Source organism: Rhodococcus sp. BH5 (assembly GCF_027583855.1).
Taxonomy (GTDB): domain Bacteria; phylum Actinomycetota; class Actinomycetes; order Mycobacteriales; family Mycobacteriaceae; genus Rhodococcus_F; species Rhodococcus_F qingshengii.
Genome location: NZ_JAJHVW010000011.1, coordinates 61,574 through 78,981 on the forward strand (window position 1 = coordinate 61,574; position 17,408 = coordinate 78,981).

Here is a 17,408-nt window from a genome sequence, read left to right on the forward strand (position 1 = left end):
CGCGGGCGGTTAATAAAGGCGCACAGTTGTCTATTGACCTAACGGAGTGGGGCGGTAGTACTTGCCCTCGTGGTAGAGCAGCGGTGCGGCAGCGGATTCGTCGTCTTCTTCGGCGTGAACCCGCGTGACGAGTCCGATGACCAGCGTGTGGTCGCCGACAGGGATCAACTGGTCGACCTTGACGCGCATCCAGCTGGGGGTGCCGTGCAGCACCGGTTCCCCGGTGTCGAGCACTGCCCACAGTGACTCGTCTGCAAAACGCTGATCGGCACTACGCGCAAAGCGCTGGGCCAGATGCTGCTGATGTTCGCCGAGAAGGTGGATCACCAAGGACTCGGCTGCCTTGAGTGCATTGATGCTCGACGACGTCTCCGCGATGTTGAACGAGACGAGCGGCGGCTCGAGGGAGACGGACGAGAACGAGGTGGCGGTGAAACCCACCGGGCCGGTACCCGAATCGAGGGTCACGACGGTGACACCGGCGGGGTGGCGACGAAGCGCAGCGCGGTAGTCACCGGCGCAGATGCCGGTGGACAACTCGGGCGTCGCTGCTACTTCGGGGACGTCGGGGGTGGTGTGGCTGGAAACGGCATTCGGCTTGTCAGACAACGGGAACTCTCCGGCTGGAACTCGAGGTGTGCGGTGTGGTCGAGGTGACTGCGCTCGGCATACACAGACAGGCGTCGGTGCGGCACAGATCTACGTGCCGTCGACGCCAGTGGTTGCCGGCCGGGGTCCTGGTTGCAGTGCACATGGTGCGTCCAACTATAGGTGGACGCACGTCTGAGTGGTTTCGGACCGGGTTGGCTGAAGTGCTTCAGTCCATGTCGACGGCGAGGCCGGCGGTGATTCGGAGGAGTTCGGAGTACGTCGTGCGAAAGACCGTGTTGGGGTGCCCGGCGGCTGCCCACAACTCGGGGTACTGCTCGAGGGCGGTATCGACGTACGTCGGCAGGTTGGTGGGATGCCCGAGCGGAGCGACCCCACCGATCGGCTGGCCCGTCGCGGACTTCGCCATCTCCAGCGGCGCCCGCGTGAGCTTGCCTTCGAGGCGTTCGCCGGTGGCCTTCAGATTCACCTGATGCGCGCCGGAGACCAGCAGCAGGACCGGATCGTCGTCGAGAAGGAACACCAGTGACTTGGTGATCGCGCCTACCTCCACCCCGACGGCCGCCGCTGCCTCGGCCGCGGTGTGCGTGGCGTCGGGCTGCGTGACGATGACGCCGTGGTGACCCCGCGAGATCAGTGTTTCGGCGACGTGCGAGGCGTTGGGGTGGAGGAGGCTCGTCATGAGTTCAGACTAGGACTAGTCGGCGTTCGCCACAGCTGGAGTCGGCGTCGTGTCGGTGGACTTTCGGTTGCGACGGATCGTAAAGCCGAACAGCATGACCGCACCGATCAGTGCGTACAGGAAAAGCGTCAGAGCAGGCTGGCCGACGCCGACGTTGTTGAAGTAGACGATGCTCCGCACGCCTTCGGTGCCGGCGCCAGGTGTGATCCATCGGCCGATGGCGGCATAGAACGAGGGAATCACGTTGGAGCCGAATGCGCCTCCCGCACTGGGATTGCCGAGAATCACGAAGACGGCGATAGCCAGCGGGACTGCCAGAACGCCGATGGCAGCGCGCAATCCGAGTGTGAACATGGCGGTGCCGAACACCACGGCTGTTCCCAGGATCCACAGCGGGAACCAGTGGCCCGCGAAAGTTCCGAGTACGTGTGAGGTAATGAGGGCGCCGAGAGCTCCCGAGATGATCGAGTAGATCGCGATCACGCCCGTGTGTGCGCTTGCCTGGCGGAGAGTCTTCGGCGCACCGATGAACAGTCCGATGGCTGCCGCGAGGAGATAGCCGCCGACGACCCAGCCGACCGAGAGGTAGAAGCCCGAGAGGCCGCGGTTGTCGTGGGCTCCGACGGGGATCTCGTCGCGGACGACGAACTGTCGGTCCTGTGTCGCCTCGACCTTCGTGAACACCGCTTCGAGTGATGTCGCGATGGAGCTGCCGCCCGCGCTCGCGGTGATCAGGGTGTCCGGTCCGGCCGGATTGATGACAAACGCGCCCTGGATCTCGCGGTCGTTGATCATGCGGCGAGCGGTCGCCGTGTTGTCGACCACCTGAGCGTCGAGCGGGCTGCCGTCGATGGCATTGAGTTTGTCGGCGATCTGCTGATCCATGCCGTCCGGTGTGCCCTGATCGGCGATGACCGCGATTTCGATGTCTCGCGGAGTCGGCTGATGGAAGGCGGCGACGTAGCTGAGGATGAAGCCCATCTGCAGCAGGAGCACGCCGACGAACAGCGCGGCCATCACCTTGGGTGCGCCGTATTTCACCAGCAGATTGTCGTGATGGTGTTCGTCGTGGGTGGAGCTGTTGTCTGGTGCGGCGTGTGCCGGATGCGTAGTGGTCACGAAAGAATCCTGATCTTGTCGAAAGTAAAGAGCTTGTCAATACCCGAGGTATTGAATACTCTAGGTATCGTGACTGAATCTCGTCAACCGGACTGGACGCCGGTAACCCGCCCCGGACGTGACGTGGTGCGGCAAAGACTGCTCGACGCTGCGGCGGAAGAGTTTGCGGAGCGCGGATTCAGTGCTGCACGTCTCACTGAAGTTGCTCGCCGAGCGGGCTTCACCAAGGGGGCTGTCTACTCCAACTTCGAGTCGAAACAGGATCTGTTCGCCGAACTGTTCGCGCAACGGTCTCTCGAACTGGCCGGCCGTGTGCTTGCCGAGATCGCCGGGATGAACCCGGCCGACGCGGCGGGCAAAGGTGGCGAGGCCATTGCAACGTGGATGGTCGACGACCCGGGGTGGTCACTGCTCGTCCTCGAATTCGGAGTGCTCGCCGGACGTGATCCGCAGATCGCTCAGGCGTACTTACGTGAGCGTCGCCACTTGCGCAGTCAACTCGTGGAGTTGATCGGTGAACGTGCCCGCGAATGGGGAGTGGACGATTCCTTCGATGTGCGGACCACTGCAATCTCGTTGATGGCCTTGATATCCGGGCTCGTTCTCGAGCACTCGGTGGATCCGGAAGAAGTTGATCAGAGCGTGATGGGTGCCGCCGTGACGGCACTCTTCGCCGGCGCCGTCGCACGGGCAGGATTGCCCGCCGTCTGAGTTGCTCGGTTGACAGGCAACAGATTTGAGAACTACCCTCTGGGTGCAGTACCTCGTTAGGTGAGGCTTCTGCACGAACACAGGCCACTGATCTCACGACGTCGAGAGACGCCCAAGGTTAGGACAGATCTCCCCGGCTTAAGGGGTGATCCAAAGTGGCTTCCCGGTCTTGATCGGGACACGTCGTGCAGTGCCAAAACTCGGACGTGGAGGTGTTTTCGCAGCTTGATGCCGGTTTCTTCCGGCGAAGGCGAGAGTACGTCGATATTCGGTTCTCCTGGCGTGTGCTGTGCGCATGTACTTTGTGTGGCGTCATCGGACGCCCCGAACTTTCAGGAGGTGACCATCGTGGACGACCCGCCGAGTCGATATTCGACCCATCCTTCTGTTCTTGCCGACGATGCTCACCCCGGTCTTTTGCTCTTCAGTCACTGACTCTTTGCATCCTCGGCTTCATCTGCGCGGCTTTGCCGCGTCCGCTGACGACTTCCATTGTCGCTCAGCGCATTCTGCTGCCCTCATGCACTGGCATGGTCCGGCGTGTTCGGGCAGCCGAGGAGATTCGTCATGTCATTTTCCGTTCTCGCATTGCGGCCACGGCCCACGAGAAACAGTGCACAACAAACACATTCAACAGTCCTGGCAAAGGAAAGCGCACAGGAATTGGTCGACTACTCGGCCTCGGACACGCGCACCGTCCTCGCCGATCTGACCACGACGGCCAACGGCCTTCGCGACGATCAGATCGACGATCTTCGTCGGCAATACGGGCGCAACGATGTCCGCCACGACCGCCCGGCGCCGGCAATCGTGCAGTTCGCGGGGGCCTTCAAGAACCCGTTCATCCTGATCCTGGTATTCCTCGCCCTGATCATGGTCGGGGCCGACGTGGTCTGGGCGGACCCCGAGGACGGTCCTTCCTACGAGGGCATCATCACTCTCGGGTTGATGATCTTTGTCAGTGTCTCACTGAGGTTCTGGCAGGAATACCGTTCGAGCCGCGCCGCCGAGGCGCTCAAGGCGATGGTTACGACGACCGTCGCGGCCACCCGCAAGATCAACAACACCGTGGTCACGGCTGAGATTCCGATCGAGCAGTTACTGCCAGGTGATGTAGTCCAGCTTGCCGCCGGCGACATGATCCCGGCCGATGTCCGCATCATCCGGGCCAAGGATCTACAGGTCAATCAGTCCATGCTCAGCGGTGAATCGATGCCGGCCGAGAAGTCGGCGGACCCGTCGTCGGGGATCGACGTCGATCGCCTGCTCGAAGCCGAGAACATCGGGTTCATGGGTACTTCCGTCGTGTCGGGCAGCGGCACCGCCGTTGCGGTACACACCGGCAAGCGGACCTACTTCGGTGCCATGACAGCACAATTGGCGTCCAAGCGACCCGAAACCAGCTTCGACGTCGGGGTGCGCAGTGTCAGCTACCTGCTGATCAAGTTCATGCTGATCATGGTTCCCGCGGTGTTCATCATCAACGGACTGACCAAGGACTGGAGCCAAGCACTACTCTTCGGCGTCGCCACCGCGGTGGGGTTGACTCCGGAAATGTTGCCGCTCATCGTGACGGCGAACCTGGCCAAGGGTGCGCTCCACATGTCGCGCAAGAAGGTGATCGTCAAGCAGATCAACGCGATTCAGAACTTCGGTGCCATGGACGTTCTGTGCACGGACAAGACCGGAACTCTCACCGAGGACCGCATCGTTCTCGGTGAGCATCTCGATACTGCCGGACGTAAGTCCGAGGACGTATTGCGGCTAGCGGCGGTCAATTCCGTGAATCAGACCGGATTGCGCAGTCTTCTCGACGACGCGGTGATCGAGGCCGCCGGTCCCGAAGTGGTCGAGGAGATCTCGCGTCGCCACGGGTTGGTGGACGAGATTCCCTTCGACTTCAAGCGCCGTCGACTCTCCGTGGTGGTCGACCACGGAGACGCCGATCTGATCGTAACCAAAGGTGCAGTGGAAGAGCTCCTTTCGGTCTGTGAATCGGTGGAACTGGACGGGGTGACCCACCAATTGACACCGGGATGGCTGGCCCGAGTCGACCGTCTGGTCGCGGAGCTGAACGGTCAAGGTAAGCGAGTGCTTGCGGTGGCAACCAAGACAGTCGTCGAAGAGCAGCGCCGCGAGTACTCGACGGCCGACGAAGAGGGCATGACCCTGGTTGGACTGCTGGCCTTCCTCGACCCGCCGAAGGAATCTGCGGCCGGGGCGATCGAAGCCCTCGCGAGCCACGGAGTCGCGGTCAAGGTAGTGACGGGTGACAACGAACTGGTCGCCGAAACCGTCTGCGGCAAAGTCGGTATCGACGTGGGAGCTGTTGTATCCGGCGCCGAGATCGAAGCGTTGAGCGACGACGCCCTCGACGAGTTGGTGCAGCGGACAACCGTATTCGCGAAGACGGATCCGATGCAGAAGGCACGCATTGTCGAATCGCTGCGCCGGGTCGGCCACACGGTTGGTTTCCTCGGTGACGGTGTCAACGACGCACCCGCACTGCGGGCTGCGGACGTCGGCATCTCCGTTGACACAGCGGCGGACATCGCCCGCGAATCCGCGGACATCATCTTGCTGGAGAAGGACCTCGGTGTACTCGAACAAGGAGTCATCGAAGGGCGTCGTACCTTCGGAAACATCCAGAAGTACATCAAGATGACTGCGTCGTCGAACTTCGGGAACGTCTTCTCGGTGCTCGTCGCCAGTGCCCTGCTGCCGTTCATCCCCATGATTCCCGTAGTTCTGTTGTTGCAGAACCTGATCTACGATCTCTCGATGCTCACGATCCCGTGGGACCGTGTCGACGACGACTTCCTCGCGAAGCCCCGCAAGTGGGAGACCAAGAGCCTTCGCCGGTTCATGGTGTTCATCGGCCCGATCAGTTCGATCTTCGATATCTCGACGTTCGCGCTGATGTGGTTCGTGTTCGCCGCCAACTCTCCCGAGCATGCAGCGCTGTTCCAATCGGGTTGGTTCATCGAGTCATTGATCTCGCAGACGCTGATCGTTCACATGATCCGCACCCGCAAGATCCCGTTCATCCAGTCGCGTGCATCGCTGCCGGTACTGCTCAGCACAGGCGCCGCCTGCGTCTTCGCGCTGGTGTTCCCGTTCACGTCCTGGGGTCATTCCCTCGGGTTGGTTTCACTGCCGTGGAACTACTTCCCGTGGCTGGTCCTCACTCTCGCGGCATACTGCGTCGTCACGCAGGTGGCCAAGGGAATGTTCATCCGTCGATTCGCGACCTGGCTCTAGGAGTTCACCGTGGAAATCCACGTCATCCTTGTGCGGATAGCGCTCGGGCTCGTCCTCGGCGCTGCCGTCGGGATCGAAAGGCAATGGCGCGCAAGGATGGCGGGTCTGCGAACCAACGCGTTGGTGAGCTTGGGTGCGACGCTCTTCGTCATCATGGGCGCGTACGGGTTTCAGGGCCCGGACGCCGATCCGACGCGCGTCGCAGCGCAGATCGTCTCGGGGATCGGTTTCCTCGGTGCTGGAGTGATCATGAAGCAGGGTGCGTCGGTCACCGGCCTGAACACTGCCGCCACTCTGTGGGCCACTGCCGCCGTCGGCGCACTGGCCGGCGGCGGAATGTACTGGGTCGCGGTGTTCGGTGCCGGCGCAATCATGTTGGCGAACACGCTGTTGAGGCCGTTGGGCCGGATGATGGATCACCAGCCTGCCCGAACCGGACGCGAAGAACCACCCGCGGACTACACCTTCGAGGTGACCTGTCACGGCGACGCCGAAGCTCACATCAGAGGTCTTACCGTGCAGTCCATTTCGAGGCCCGAGTTTCAGCTCCGGTCAGTGCAGTCCTTCGACATCCCGGACAGCGACCGCGTGCGGGTGGTGGCCGAACTGGCTGCCGCGGAGCGAGACGACGGACTCCTGGAATCCGCCGTCAGCCGACTTAGCCTTGAACCGTTGGTGACTCACGTTCGGTGGGAGGTGGAACCGTCGAAGTAGATTCAGGCTCGCTGTCAGTCAGCGCGCATGTTCTTGCGGCGCAAGTGAGTTCCCCGGTGCAATGTTCGCGCAGTTGGACGGTGCAGGCTTGCCGTTCAAGCGGTCGTCGACCCAGGCGAGCGCACCGGGGAGCCAGAGCATGGCGCCGAGGAAGTGGCTGATGGTGTCGTACTGGTCGTACTGAATCGCCAGGCCGGCGTCGCAGTACTTGCGTGCGAGGGTGCGGACGTCGCCCGTGATCATCACGCCGTCTCCCGCTCCGACACCGGGGCCGCCGGGTTGGGTGCCCTCGATGGTGCCGTTGGCCGCCTGCGCGATGAACATCGGAATGGTCGGTGTCGCCGCGGTGCCCATGTTGATCTTGTTCACGACATCGACGTACTCGGGAACCGTATTGGGATCGGCGTACTCGGGTTTGACCAGATCCTGCCAGGTCAGTCCGGGATACTGTGCCAGCACATTGCCGATGGACGCGTCTTCGAGTCGAGCCATGACGTCGCGTCCACGGTCGCTGAGATACTTCCCGAAATCGATGTCGTACGAACGCGCAACGCCGACGACTGCCATGCCGACAACGCCGCCCCACCCGATGCTTCCGCTCGCGTAGCGAAGGTTGTTGGCCGGATTGACCAGCACGCCTCCCTGCGCGGCACCGATCAAGTTGTCGTTGATCTCCGGTGCATATGCGGGAGCGAGTATCGAAGCCCAGTTGGTGGCGATCGCTCCGCCGGAGTAACCCATCAGCGCGATCTCTGCGTCGTCGGTGATTCCGGTTTCCGGGACATCGCGGGCGGCACGCAGAGCGTCGAGCGTCATCATCCCGTATTCGGGTCCGGCAGCGAAGTTTGCATCCGGGCCCTCGGTGTCCGGGACGACGATCGTGTAGCCCAATGCGAAGAGCGGCCCGAACAAGGCTGCCTCGATGGACGTGAAGGTACCGCCGATGTTGAAGTTGCGTCCGCTGGGAGTCCAGTCGCCGATCGGGGTGTTACCCGCGATGGCCCGCGACGGGCTGTCGTCGGGGTTCAGCGAATCGTAAAAGGACTGGTACGAAACAACTTTGTTCGGTTGGGCGTTGGCCGGGCGCAGGATCGAGGTGACGTTGGCGGACGGCTGTCCCAGGGCGTCGGTTGATCGGTAGAGAACCTGGACTGCCTGTATCGGGGTCGGGATGTTGAGCACGGTGTACGGCACGGTGCGAGTCTCGAGTACCGCACCCGGGGCGTACGACGAGAGGGGTGCCGCGCCCTCGTAGCTGTAGAAACCGTCATCGGGGGACTTGGCAAGGACTGGCTGCGCGAGCGCTACCGGTGCGCCGACGCCTGTCAGTGCAAGCGCGAGTACTCCGACAACTGCGCGAGATAAGACCCTTGACGACATACTCGTCCTCCACATTGGTGTGCCACGCCCCACCCTGAGATCGTGGTGTGACGACCACCATATATTACTCGTGGGTAATGTGGGGATCGGTCAGATCGGTCGTCGTATCGAGGTCTCGACGTAGGAAGATTTCGGAGGACTCGCCTGGGAGTAACAGAACTCCCGCGTCGGTGTATCCCATTGCGCGATAGAAGTTCTGGGCTGATTCGTCGGCGAGTGTGGAGGTGAGGACCTGCGAGTGTCCCGCGCGGCTCATGCGTTTTTCCCAATCTGTGACCAAAGCGCGCCCGATGCTTTGGCCGCGGTTCGAAGACAGGACGGTCAGCATGTTCATGAACGGAATCTCGTCCCAGAACAAGCCCCAGCGCAGCCAGCCGATTGGATTACCGTTGTCCTCGGCGACGAGTATCCGGCCGCGTTGGATCACTGACGCGAGTTCCTCGGCTGCGATGTGTGAGTCGTGCTCACGTAAGAACGGCAAGTCTGTCTGCGCTGCGACGCGAATGTTCACCACAGAAGTCAGTATCGCCGTTCAGTCGGAGTTGATGGCGTTCGGCTTGGACAGGTAGACGACTCCGGGGATGTGGCTGGGGTCCGGCGGCAATTGGGAGTAGCCCGCTCGGGTGTACAGGCGAATGTTCCGCAGGCTCCTGCTTCCGGTGAACAGCTCGAAACGTGTGATGTGCTCCGGAGCGTTCTGTTCCACGTGCTGCAAGAGGCGTCGGCCGAGGCCGTTGCCCGCCAAGTCCGGTGCCACCATGAGGCGACCGATCTGCCATGCGGTTCCGTCCGCGGTTCCTCGCACGGCCCCGACGAGCCGGCCGCCGCGTCGTGCGGCCCAGACCGTCGACTGCTGAACCCAGGCTCGGACCGTGGGTAGGTCCTCGTGGAGCGGGGGTATGTCCATGCTGTTGTTGGAGATTGCTTCCGAGACCCAGCAACAGCGTTGTAGAACAAGGATTTCCGCGGCGTCCTCGTCCGTTGCGCGCTCTATGACTATCTCGTTCATGGTTTCCCTTACAAATAGGTTCTTCGCACCCGCAGGGCAATTGTTCACCCGCAGGCTGAATTTGGCGCGCGGCTGAGCAATTGGCGCGCGGCTGTGAATGCAGAGAGTTTCAATTCCGGCATAACAAACAAAACGCCCGCAACCAATTGGTCGCGGGCGTTTCGTGAAAAGAACGTCAGACAGTTGCCGGAGTGTTCTCGTCCAACTTCGGATCTTCGTTCGCGATTCGCTTGTTGCGAATGAGGCTGCTGATGAAAGCAGCGCCGATCAAGAAGACACCGACCAGGCCGGTGATGATCTCGTTGATGTGAACGCCGATGGACACCATCAAGATGACGGCCAGAGCGCCGATGGCCCAGTGCGCACCGTGCTCGAGGTAGACGTAATCGGAGAGCGTGCCCTTGCGGACCAGGAAGACCGTGATGGAACGGACGAACATCGCGCCGACGAAGCCGAGGCCGAGGGCGATGATGATCGGGTCTGCCGTGATGGCGAATGCGCCGATGACGCCGTCGAAGGAGAAGGACGCGTCGAGGACCTCGAGGTAGAGGAACAGGAAGAAGCCGGCCTTACCGGTCGCCTTCGCGAGCTGCGTGGGGCCGCCGGACTTGGCGGTTTCTTCCTCTTCGCCTTCTTCCGGCAGATTGAACAGTTCACCCAAGCCGTTGACCGCGATGTAGGTGATCATGCCCAGAACGCCCGAGATCATGACGGTGGAGACCTTGTCGTCAGCGGCGAGGAACGAACCACTCAGTACCAGGACGATGCCGGCCACGACGACGGAGAGCTGATCGAGCTTGCCGATGCGAGCGAGGGGCTTCTCGAGCCAAGACAGCCAGGTGATCTCACGCTCTTCGAAGATGAAACCGAGGAAGAGCATCAGCAGGAACATGCCACCGAAGGCAGCGATCTGCGGGTGAGCGTCCGTGAGGATGGTTTCGTAGCTCGGCTCGTTCGTGCCGGGGAAGTACGCTGCACCGTCCGGCGGCGGGTTGAGCGCGAGGTCGAGTGCAGCTACGGGACCGAGACCGGATGCAGCCCAGACGATCACGAGTGGGAACACCAGACGCATACCGAAGACGGCGATGATGACGCCGATGGTGAGGAAGATCTTCTGCCAGAATTCACTCATTCTTTGCAGAACAGTGGCGTTGATGACGGCGTTGTCGAAGGAAAGCGAGATTTCCAGAATCGACAGGATGATGACGAGGAACAGTGCCTCGGGTCCGCCGTAGATGAACGCAACGATCATCGCGAGGATCGAAATTGCGATGGATAAACCGAATATTCGCAGTACCACGGAGCGTGGCCCTTTCTAGTTGGTCAATGCAGAGTGGTTACTGCAAGCGGTCTCTCACCGCATCCGAACGTGAAAACGGGGAGGGTTCCACAGACTACTGCGGAACCTTCCCCGAGTCAGCTCGTCGAGAGCGAAGATCAGACGTTGACGCCGTAATCGCGCGCGATGCCCGCGAGGCCGGACGCGTAGCCCTGGCCGATTGCGCGGAACTTCCACTCTGCACCGTTGCGGTACAGCTCACCGAAGACCATGGCGGTCTCGGTGGAAGCGTCCTCGGAGAGGTCGTAACGAGCGAGCTCGTTGCCGTTCGACTTGTCGACGACGCGGATGTACGCGTTGCGGACCTGGCCGAAGGACTGCGAGCGAGCTTCTGCGTCGTAGATCGAGACGGGGAAGACAACGCTCTCGACCTCGGCGGGAACCGCTGCGAGGTTCACGTCGATCTGCTCGTCGTCGCCTTCGCCTTCGCCGTCCGTGTTGTCACCCTTGTGCTCGATCGAGCCGTCGGGCGAACGGAGGTTGTTGAAGAAGATGAAGTGCTGGTCGGAGAGGACCTTCTTGTTCGAGCCTGCGCCGATTGCGCTGGCGTCGAGGTCGAAAGCAGCTCCGGTGGTGGAACGCGCGTCCCAGCCCAGGCCGACGACCACTGCAGTCAGGTTCGGGGCCTCCTTCGTGAGAGAGACATTGCCGCCTTTGGTCAAGCTGACGCCCATTCAGGGGTCCTTTCAAGAGGAGAGACAAGGCCCACTACGACGCGAAGTCGTCTTGGGAGTGTGTTTACCTCCACCACCCTAACCGCAGTTCCGGTGTGTTCGCCGTAACAGCAGAATTACGAACCGAGAAGCGAAGTGCTGGACCCGTAGGATTCAATCGTGGTGGGAAGATGGTCGGAGCGCTTCAATCGGGGGGCAAGAGTGGGGGAGTCGGTCAGTCGTGCGCGGGAGGCGCAGACGGCCATGGTTTCGGCGTTCCTCGACATGGACAAGCGGCAGACCATCGCGTCGGCAGCAGTCGACGCTTCCGCCGAGCTGTACCCCGAGCGAGGGCTGCGCGCTGCGTGGGAACCCGTTCGGGATCGGTGCTTCCAGGCTGCGTCGGACTACCTCGACACATCCGAGCGCTATGGCAACGATCAGGTACTTCACCAGAACCCGAACGGTGCTCGGGCGGCGTTCGAAAAGTCGGTAGCCGAACTCGTCGAGGCGGCGAAGGGCGTCGACGCCTTCTACAACGGGCATCGTGCGCACCTCGAGCAGGCGACGGTCACGATGTCCGCCATTCCCGTCCTCGGCCAGCAGGCCCGAACCCTGGCGAACGCCGTCCGGGAAAAACTGGCTGCCACCGATCAGCGCTATCGCGAGTACCCGTCGGTGGTGACGGCCTCCGAACACCTCGACGACGCGGTTGCAGCGCTCGACAATGCGCGCTCATCCGGTCGCGCCGACGCAGTCCGCACGCGGGCCGAGAGTGTCCGCGAAGCGGTATCGGCGCTCGAGGAAGCATTGGCAGAAGCCCCGTCGACCCAGCACCGTGCCGAGATGACGATTTCCTCGGTCTCGACCAGGTTGTCGGCAGTGCGCACTCGAGTGGACCGCCTGGATCCGGCGTACTCCGCATTGCTGCGCGAGTTCAACGCCGCGAGTTCTGCTGACCTCGTCGACAACAGCAGTCGCAGCCGAGCGCATATCGATCAGGCCGACATCGATCTCAAGGAAGCGAAGCAGTCGCTGGCTGCGGGAAACCCCGAACATGCACTGGCTTTGATGGCCGAAGCCCGCGTGCACCTCGCCGACGCCGAAGCGTGTGCCGACGCCGTGACGGACCGTCTCGCCACTCTGCGTGCAGTCCGGGCAGATCCGAGCCAAAAGGAACGTGAGGTTCGTTTCCGGCTGAAAGACGCCCAGATGTTCGCTGTTAACCAAGGGTTGGTGGCGGAGTGGGGCTCCGTACTCGATGCTCAACTAGCAAGGATCGAGCGAGCGAGTGCGTCACTGTCGGGAACTCATCCGGACTACTGGTCGTATGTATTACAGCTGGACTCGGTATCGACGTTCATCACCGAAGTTGTCGAGAAGATGCGGGCGCGAGCCGGCAAAAACTGAATGGTCGGGCCGATCGGGGGATCGGAGTTGCTCGACGCGTTGTCACAGGGGGTCGTTTCATGGACTTGATTGCGGTTACAGAGAGAAGAGAAATGCAGCACTTTCAACATCTCGAGGATGACGTGCGGGAGCAACTGTTCCTGCATGCGCCTCGATCGTTCGCGGATTCCGACGAGAGGGATCTGCTCGCGATTGCTCTGGGTGCAACTCTCTACGTTCCTGCCACCCGAGCCGGGTTGGCCGACATCGTGGTCAAGCGTGCGTCCGAGGGCGTCAGCTCGATGGTGCTTGATCTCGAGGACGCCGTCGCGGATCACGAGGTGGAGTCGGCGCGAGCGAACGCGGTTGACGCTCTCGACAAGATCGCGTCCACCGACGCCGTCGGCATGCTGCTGTTCGTACGGGTCCGTGAAGTCGCGGACATCCACAAGGTCGCCGCGTCGTTGACCGAGGGGCGCGCCGCGCTCACCGGGTTCGTCATCCCGAAGTTCGGCAGCGAGTCCGGCCCCGTGTTTCTCGACGCCGTCGCGGACGCATCCGAACTGCTGGGTAAGCATCTCTACGCGATGCCGGTACTCGAATCACCCGCGCTGGTGCACCGCGATACGCGTGATCTCGAATTGCGCACCATCAGTGGGATTCTCGGGCAGCACCGCGATCGCATCCTTGCCGTCCGCATCGGCGCCACCGACATGTGCAGCACCTTCGGCATCCGTCGTGACCGCGATCTGACCATCTACGACGTGCGCGTGGTGGTCGACGTCATCGCCGACATCGTCAACTATCTCGGGCGCGCGGACGGTTCGGGTTTTGTCATCACCGGGCCCGTGTGGGAGTACTTCGCCGATCACGAACGCATGTTCCGGCCGATGCTGCGCGCCACCCCGTTCGAGGAACACGACGCCGTCCGGTTCCGTCAGCATCTCGTCAGCCGCGACCTCGACGGTCTGCTCCGTGAGATCGCGCTGGACCGAGCCAACGGAATCCAGGGCAAGACGGTCATCCACCCGTCGCACGTCGCAGCGGTCAATGCACTGTCCGCTGTCACGCACGAGGAATATCACGATGCCCTCGACATTCTCGGTGCCGACGCCGGGGGAGTTCAGGCGTCCGGCTACCGGAACAAGATGAACGAGATGAAGCCGCACCGCAATTGGGCCCATCAGACTGCGCTCCGAGCTCACGTGTTCGGTGTGACCAACAAGGGAATCACGTTCGTCGAGTTGCTGACGGCGTTGGTCGATCGATGACAGAGCTTGTCCAGTCCAAGGACGTTCCCTGGGCTACAGCAGAATTCGGCTTGGACCTCGTTCACGGTGATTCGTCACTCGGGCATTCGGTGCCCGATCTGGTGATCCCGGGACTTCGGCGGAATCCGCGTCGCGCTCATCTGCTGGTGTCCACCGTGCTGGGAAAGCACGTGCCCACCGAGCCGTCCGTGGTCATCGGCGCTGCCGACGACCTCGGCGATCTGGTGCGGACAACCCTCGGTGAGGGTGTCGACGTCGTCGTTCTCGGGTTTGCCGAAACCGCAACAGGTTTGGGCCACTGCGTCGCAGCTCGCCTGCACGCTCACTGCTACCTGCACTCCACGCGCCGAGACGTACCAGGGGCTACGACGCTCGCCGGATTCGAGGAGGGGCACTCGCACGCCACGAGCCATCTGATGCAGCCGACGTCCGCCGAACTGTTCGAGAACGACCTGCCTCTGGTCCTCGTCGACGACGAGATCTCCACCGGCGCCACCGCGATCGATGCCATCCGGGCGCTGCACGGGCAATGCCCGCGAAGCCGCTACGTCGTGGCCTCGCTGGTGGACATGAGAACCGAGGAACACCGAGTCGCCGGCGAAGCCGCGGCGGCAGAGTTGAATGTACGAATCGACTACGTCTCTCTCGCTTCGGGTTCGACGGTCCTGCCCGACGGCCTGACCGAGCGCGTCACGGCGCTGGATGCTCCGGATCTCAATCCGATCGGTGACCGCCGTGGCACGCTGGCACGGATCGATCTGCCGTGGCCGGCACATGTCCCCGACGGTGGCAGGCACGGCTTTCTCGATGGCGACACCGCGGCATTCGAGTCAGCCGTCGAGGCAGCGGTGTCCATTCTCAAATCGTCGATCGACGCGTCGCGTGCTGTGATCGTGATCGGTCACGAGGAGTTGATGTACCTGCCACTGCGCATCGCTGCGGGCTTGGAAAGCTCTGGGCGAGCAGTTCGTTACCAGACCACAACTCGCTCACCCGCGTACGTCGTCGACGTGCCGGGATACCCGCTGCGTCGCGGGTTCACCTTTCCGGCGCCCGAACTGGGTGAGAACGACCCTCGATACGTCTACAACGCGCAGTGGCCTGATGCGGCGGTCGACGCCCTTGCGTTGCTGGTCATCGACGAGCCCGCCGACACCGATCGGTTGACGGCGATGGACGGAGTGGTCGAGGTGTTGCGGAACTCCGGCACCGACGTCCTGGTCGCCACCGTTCGCGGGGCCGATCCGTCGGCGCTGCGAGATTCCAGAGCAGGGAGCTCGTCATGAACGAACCATTGGTCGGGCCCGAATTCGGTTCGTACGCGCCGGGCGAAGTGAAGTGGCTGCTCAAGGATCTCTCGCACGTGGATCTCGAAGCGGATGTATCCGTGCGCGAGAAGCGTATTCAGTCGGGTGAGGCGCACTATGCCGAGTCTCTCCCCATCGAGTACCAACCCGATCAGGCATACCGGGATCTTTTCGAGACGGTGCTCGCCGAGAGCGCTCCACGGTTGGCGCGCGCTGTCGGGACCGTGATGGACCTGGTCTTGGCCGAGCGGGGGAGTGACATCACGCTGGTCTCACTCGCCCGGGCCGGAACACCGATCGGGATTCTGATGCGGCGCTGGGCCCAGCAGACCCGCGGGTTGACGTTGCCGCACTATGCGGTGTCCATCGTCCGTGGCAAAGGAATCGATTCCGTCGCACTCGATTATCTTGCGCACCATCACGACTCGGAGAACGTCGTCTTCGTCGACGGCTGGACGGGCAAGGGCGCCATCGCCCGCGAACTCGACGCAGCGTTGACGGAGTACCACGAGGCAGGCGGAGCGAAGTTCGACTCCGATCTGGCTGTTCTCGCCGACCCCGGACACTGCGTGCGAACGTACGGGACCCGTGACGACTTCCTGATCGCGTCGGCGTGCCTCAATTCGACGGTGTCCGGCTTGGTCTCACGAACTGTCCTCAACGACACCCTCATCGGGCCCGGCGATTTCCACGGCGCCAAGTTCTACGCCGACCTCGCCGACGTCGACGTTTCCAACAGGTTGCTCGACGTGGTCTCGGCCGAGTTCGATTCGGTTCGCGGCGACGCAGCGGATTCTCTTGCTGCAGTGCTCGATTCCGATCGGACGCCGACCTGGGCCGGTTGGGAGTCGGTGGAGAAGGTGCAGGCCGAGTACGGGATCTCGACGGTCAACTTCGTCAAACCCGGTGTCGGAGAAACAACCAGGGTGCTGCTGCGCCGGCTTCCCTGGAAGGTTCTGGTGCGCGAACTCGAAGCCCCGGAGCACGCACACATCCGGTTGTTGGCACAGGCCCGTGGGGTCCCGGTCGAGGTCGTCCCGGATCTCGCCTACTCGTGTGTCGGCCTGATCAAGGACATCACGTGAGCCGTGTGGACACCGCTGCGTCCCAGGTCCTGATCGCCACGGATCTGGACCGCACGATGATCTATTCGCAGGCCGCGATCGGCGGCGATCCCAGTGGCTCCGACCTGGATTCGGCACCGAGCCCGCTGTGCGTCGAGTACTACAACGGCGGTCCGCTCTCGCACATGAGCGTCGAATCGATCGAACTGCTGACTGCGCTCAGCTCGCGGGTTCCGGTGATTCCGACAACGACCCGGACCATCGCACAGTTTCAGCGGATCGATCTCCCCGGCGGACCGTGGAAGTACGCGATCACGAGCAACGGCGGAAACATCCTGGTGGACGGCGAAGCCGATCGCGAGTGGCGAAACGAGATCGACCGTTCGACCCGCAAGGCCGGCGCCGAGTTGCCGCAGGTTCAGGCGGAACTGGAATCGCGCATCGACTCGAGTTGGGTCAGCTCCATTCGTGTTGCCGACGATCTGTTTCCGTACCTGGTCGTCGATCTGGCCGTGATGCCGAGTGAATTCGAGACCGAATGGAATCACTGGTGTGTGGCGCGGGGCTGGAACGTCTCTCGTCAAGGCCGCAAGATCTACACGATGCCCGACGCTGTCTCGAAGTCACGCGCGCTGGCAGAGGTGCGCCGCAGACTGGTCGAGTCGGGTGATCTGGATCAGTCCGCCGTCGTGATCTCGGCTGGTGACGGCGCATTGGATGCGGACATGCTCGAATACTCCGATTTCGCGATCAGGCCCAGGCACGGTGAGCTGGAAGAACTGAATTGGCAACGGCCGACCGTTACTGTGACAGAAAGGTCCGGTATCGCAGCGAGCGCGGAGATCTTGCGGTGGTTCTCTTCCGCGCTCGGGTAATACACGCTCTCTATGAAGGGGATTT

The 17,408-nt window shown here is 62.4% G+C and carries 16 protein-coding genes and 1 riboswitch; of the genes, 8 read left to right on the forward strand and 8 right to left on the reverse strand.

What is annotated here, in order from left to right:
* Positions 1 to 30 precede the first annotated feature (30 nt).
* From dszD to RhoBH5_RS24705, 3 genes are all read right to left on the reverse strand, one after another.
* Positions 31 to 609: an NADH:FMN oxidoreductase DszD gene (dszD, locus tag RhoBH5_RS24695; protein ID WP_003941189.1), complete on the reverse strand. Its 579-nt coding sequence runs from the start codon at positions 607 to 609 to the stop codon at positions 31 to 33.
* Between the two features lie 208 nt (positions 610 to 817).
* A complete protein-coding gene (locus RhoBH5_RS24700) occupies positions 818 to 1,291 on the reverse strand; it encodes a YbaK/EbsC family protein (protein ID WP_047269684.1) in 474 nt (157 codons plus the stop codon).
* 15 nt (positions 1,292 to 1,306) lie between these two features.
* Entirely contained in the window at positions 1,307 to 2,410 is a 1,104-nt protein-coding gene (locus tag RhoBH5_RS24705) for a hypothetical protein (RefSeq protein ID WP_058227968.1), read from the reverse strand.
* A gap of 126 nt (positions 2,411 to 2,536) precedes the next feature.
* Here RhoBH5_RS24705 and RhoBH5_RS24710 point away from each other — a divergent pair, with 126 nt between their 5' ends.
* The 3 genes from RhoBH5_RS24710 to RhoBH5_RS24720 all read left to right on the forward strand — a co-directional run bounded on the left by RhoBH5_RS24710 (position 2,537) and on the right by RhoBH5_RS24720 (position 7,096).
* Positions 2,537 to 3,121, forward strand: coding sequence for a TetR/AcrR family transcriptional regulator (locus RhoBH5_RS24710; RefSeq protein WP_029254386.1), 585 nt, complete (start codon positions 2,537 to 2,539; stop codon positions 3,119 to 3,121).
* 45 nt (positions 3,122 to 3,166) lie between these two features.
* Positions 3,167 to 3,340, forward strand: a riboswitch (M-box (ykoK) riboswitch).
* A 348-nt stretch (positions 3,341 to 3,688) separates the two neighbouring features.
* A complete protein-coding gene (gene mgtA / locus RhoBH5_RS24715) occupies positions 3,689 to 6,382 on the forward strand; it encodes a magnesium-translocating P-type ATPase (protein ID WP_270008900.1) in 2,694 nt (897 codons plus the stop codon).
* Between the two features lie 9 nt (positions 6,383 to 6,391).
* The gene (locus RhoBH5_RS24720; protein WP_003941187.1) at positions 6,392 to 7,096 is read left to right on the forward strand and encodes an MgtC/SapB family protein; all 705 of its coding nucleotides are present in this window, start codon (positions 6,392 to 6,394) and stop codon (positions 7,094 to 7,096) included.
* Positions 7,097 to 7,114: 18 nt separating this feature from the next.
* On the opposite strand, the gene RhoBH5_RS24725 is transcribed toward RhoBH5_RS24720, so the two are convergent.
* The 5 genes from RhoBH5_RS24725 to RhoBH5_RS24745 all read right to left on the reverse strand — a co-directional run bounded on the left by RhoBH5_RS24725 (position 7,115) and on the right by RhoBH5_RS24745 (position 11,498).
* Positions 7,115 to 8,476, reverse strand: a complete 1,362-nt coding sequence (locus RhoBH5_RS24725; protein ID WP_050656002.1) for a lipase family protein — start codon at positions 8,474 to 8,476, stop codon at positions 7,115 to 7,117.
* Positions 8,477 to 8,540: 64 nt separating this feature from the next.
* On the reverse strand, positions 8,541 to 8,990 hold the full coding sequence (locus RhoBH5_RS24730; RefSeq protein WP_270008901.1) for a GNAT family N-acetyltransferase: 450 nt from the start codon (positions 8,988 to 8,990) through the stop codon (positions 8,541 to 8,543).
* 18 nt (positions 8,991 to 9,008) lie between these two features.
* On the reverse strand, positions 9,009 to 9,485 hold the full coding sequence (locus RhoBH5_RS24735) for a GNAT family N-acetyltransferase (RefSeq protein WP_050655991.1): 477 nt from the start codon (positions 9,483 to 9,485) through the stop codon (positions 9,009 to 9,011).
* Between the two features lie 175 nt (positions 9,486 to 9,660).
* On the reverse strand, positions 9,661 to 10,785 hold the full coding sequence (locus tag RhoBH5_RS24740) for a DUF475 domain-containing protein (protein ID WP_029254390.1): 1,125 nt from the start codon (positions 10,783 to 10,785) through the stop codon (positions 9,661 to 9,663).
* A 137-nt stretch (positions 10,786 to 10,922) separates the two neighbouring features.
* On the reverse strand, positions 10,923 to 11,498 hold the full coding sequence (locus RhoBH5_RS24745) for a TerD family protein (RefSeq protein ID WP_003941199.1): 576 nt from the start codon (positions 11,496 to 11,498) through the stop codon (positions 10,923 to 10,925).
* Positions 11,499 to 11,741: 243 nt separating this feature from the next.
* Here RhoBH5_RS24745 and RhoBH5_RS24750 point away from each other — a divergent pair, with 243 nt between their 5' ends.
* From RhoBH5_RS24750 to RhoBH5_RS24770, 5 genes are all read left to right on the forward strand, one after another.
* A complete protein-coding gene (locus RhoBH5_RS24750; RefSeq protein ID WP_007727045.1) occupies positions 11,742 to 12,887 on the forward strand; it encodes a hypothetical protein in 1,146 nt (381 codons plus the stop codon).
* A 92-nt stretch (positions 12,888 to 12,979) separates the two neighbouring features.
* Positions 12,980 to 14,137, forward strand: a complete 1,158-nt coding sequence (locus RhoBH5_RS24755) for an HpcH/HpaI aldolase/citrate lyase family protein (RefSeq protein WP_007727044.1) — start codon at positions 12,980 to 12,982, stop codon at positions 14,135 to 14,137.
* Positions 14,134 to 15,423 carry a phosphoribosyltransferase family protein gene (locus RhoBH5_RS24760; RefSeq protein ID WP_007727042.1) on the forward strand — a complete coding sequence of 430 codons (1,290 nt, stop codon included), beginning with the start codon at positions 14,134 to 14,136 and terminating at the stop codon, positions 15,421 to 15,423. Before RhoBH5_RS24755 ends, RhoBH5_RS24760 begins: the two co-directional genes overlap by 4 nt.
* The gene (locus RhoBH5_RS24765; protein WP_003941082.1) at positions 15,420 to 16,529 is read left to right on the forward strand and encodes a cysteine protease StiP family protein; all 1,110 of its coding nucleotides are present in this window, start codon (positions 15,420 to 15,422) and stop codon (positions 16,527 to 16,529) included. The genes RhoBH5_RS24760 and RhoBH5_RS24765 overlap by 4 nt, the downstream gene beginning before the upstream one ends.
* Positions 16,526 to 17,383 (forward strand): HAD family hydrolase, encoded by an 858-nt coding sequence (locus RhoBH5_RS24770; RefSeq protein WP_082661496.1) that lies wholly within the window; start codon positions 16,526 to 16,528, stop codon positions 17,381 to 17,383. Before RhoBH5_RS24765 ends, RhoBH5_RS24770 begins: the two co-directional genes overlap by 4 nt.
* Positions 17,384 to 17,408 lie beyond the last annotated feature (25 nt).

Bases quoted from the DNA above. Each gene is read 5' to 3' on its own strand.
- RhoBH5_RS24765 (WP_003941082.1), top strand. From the start codon at position 15,420: ATGAACGAACCATTGGTCGGGCCCGAATTCGGTTCGTACGCGCCGGGC.
- RhoBH5_RS24700 (WP_047269684.1), bottom strand. From the start codon at position 1,291: ATGACGAGCCTCCTCCACCCCAACGCCTCGCACGTCGCCGAAACACTG.
- RhoBH5_RS24750 (WP_007727045.1), top strand. From the start codon at position 11,742: ATGGTTTCGGCGTTCCTCGACATGGACAAGCGGCAGACCATCGCGTCG.
- RhoBH5_RS24760 (WP_007727042.1), top strand. From the start codon at position 14,134: ATGACAGAGCTTGTCCAGTCCAAGGACGTTCCCTGGGCTACAGCAGAA.
- mgtA (WP_270008900.1), top strand. From the start codon at position 3,689: ATGTCATTTTCCGTTCTCGCATTGCGGCCACGGCCCACGAGAAACAGT.
- RhoBH5_RS24735 (WP_050655991.1), bottom strand. From the start codon at position 9,485: ATGAACGAGATAGTCATAGAGCGCGCAACGGACGAGGACGCCGCGGAA.
- RhoBH5_RS24725 (WP_050656002.1), bottom strand. From the start codon at position 8,476: ATGTCGTCAAGGGTCTTATCTCGCGCAGTTGTCGGAGTACTCGCGCTT.
- RhoBH5_RS24745 (WP_003941199.1), bottom strand. From the start codon at position 11,498: ATGGGCGTCAGCTTGACCAAAGGCGGCAATGTCTCTCTCACGAAGGAG.
- RhoBH5_RS24755 (WP_007727044.1), top strand. From the start codon at position 12,980: ATGCAGCACTTTCAACATCTCGAGGATGACGTGCGGGAGCAACTGTTC.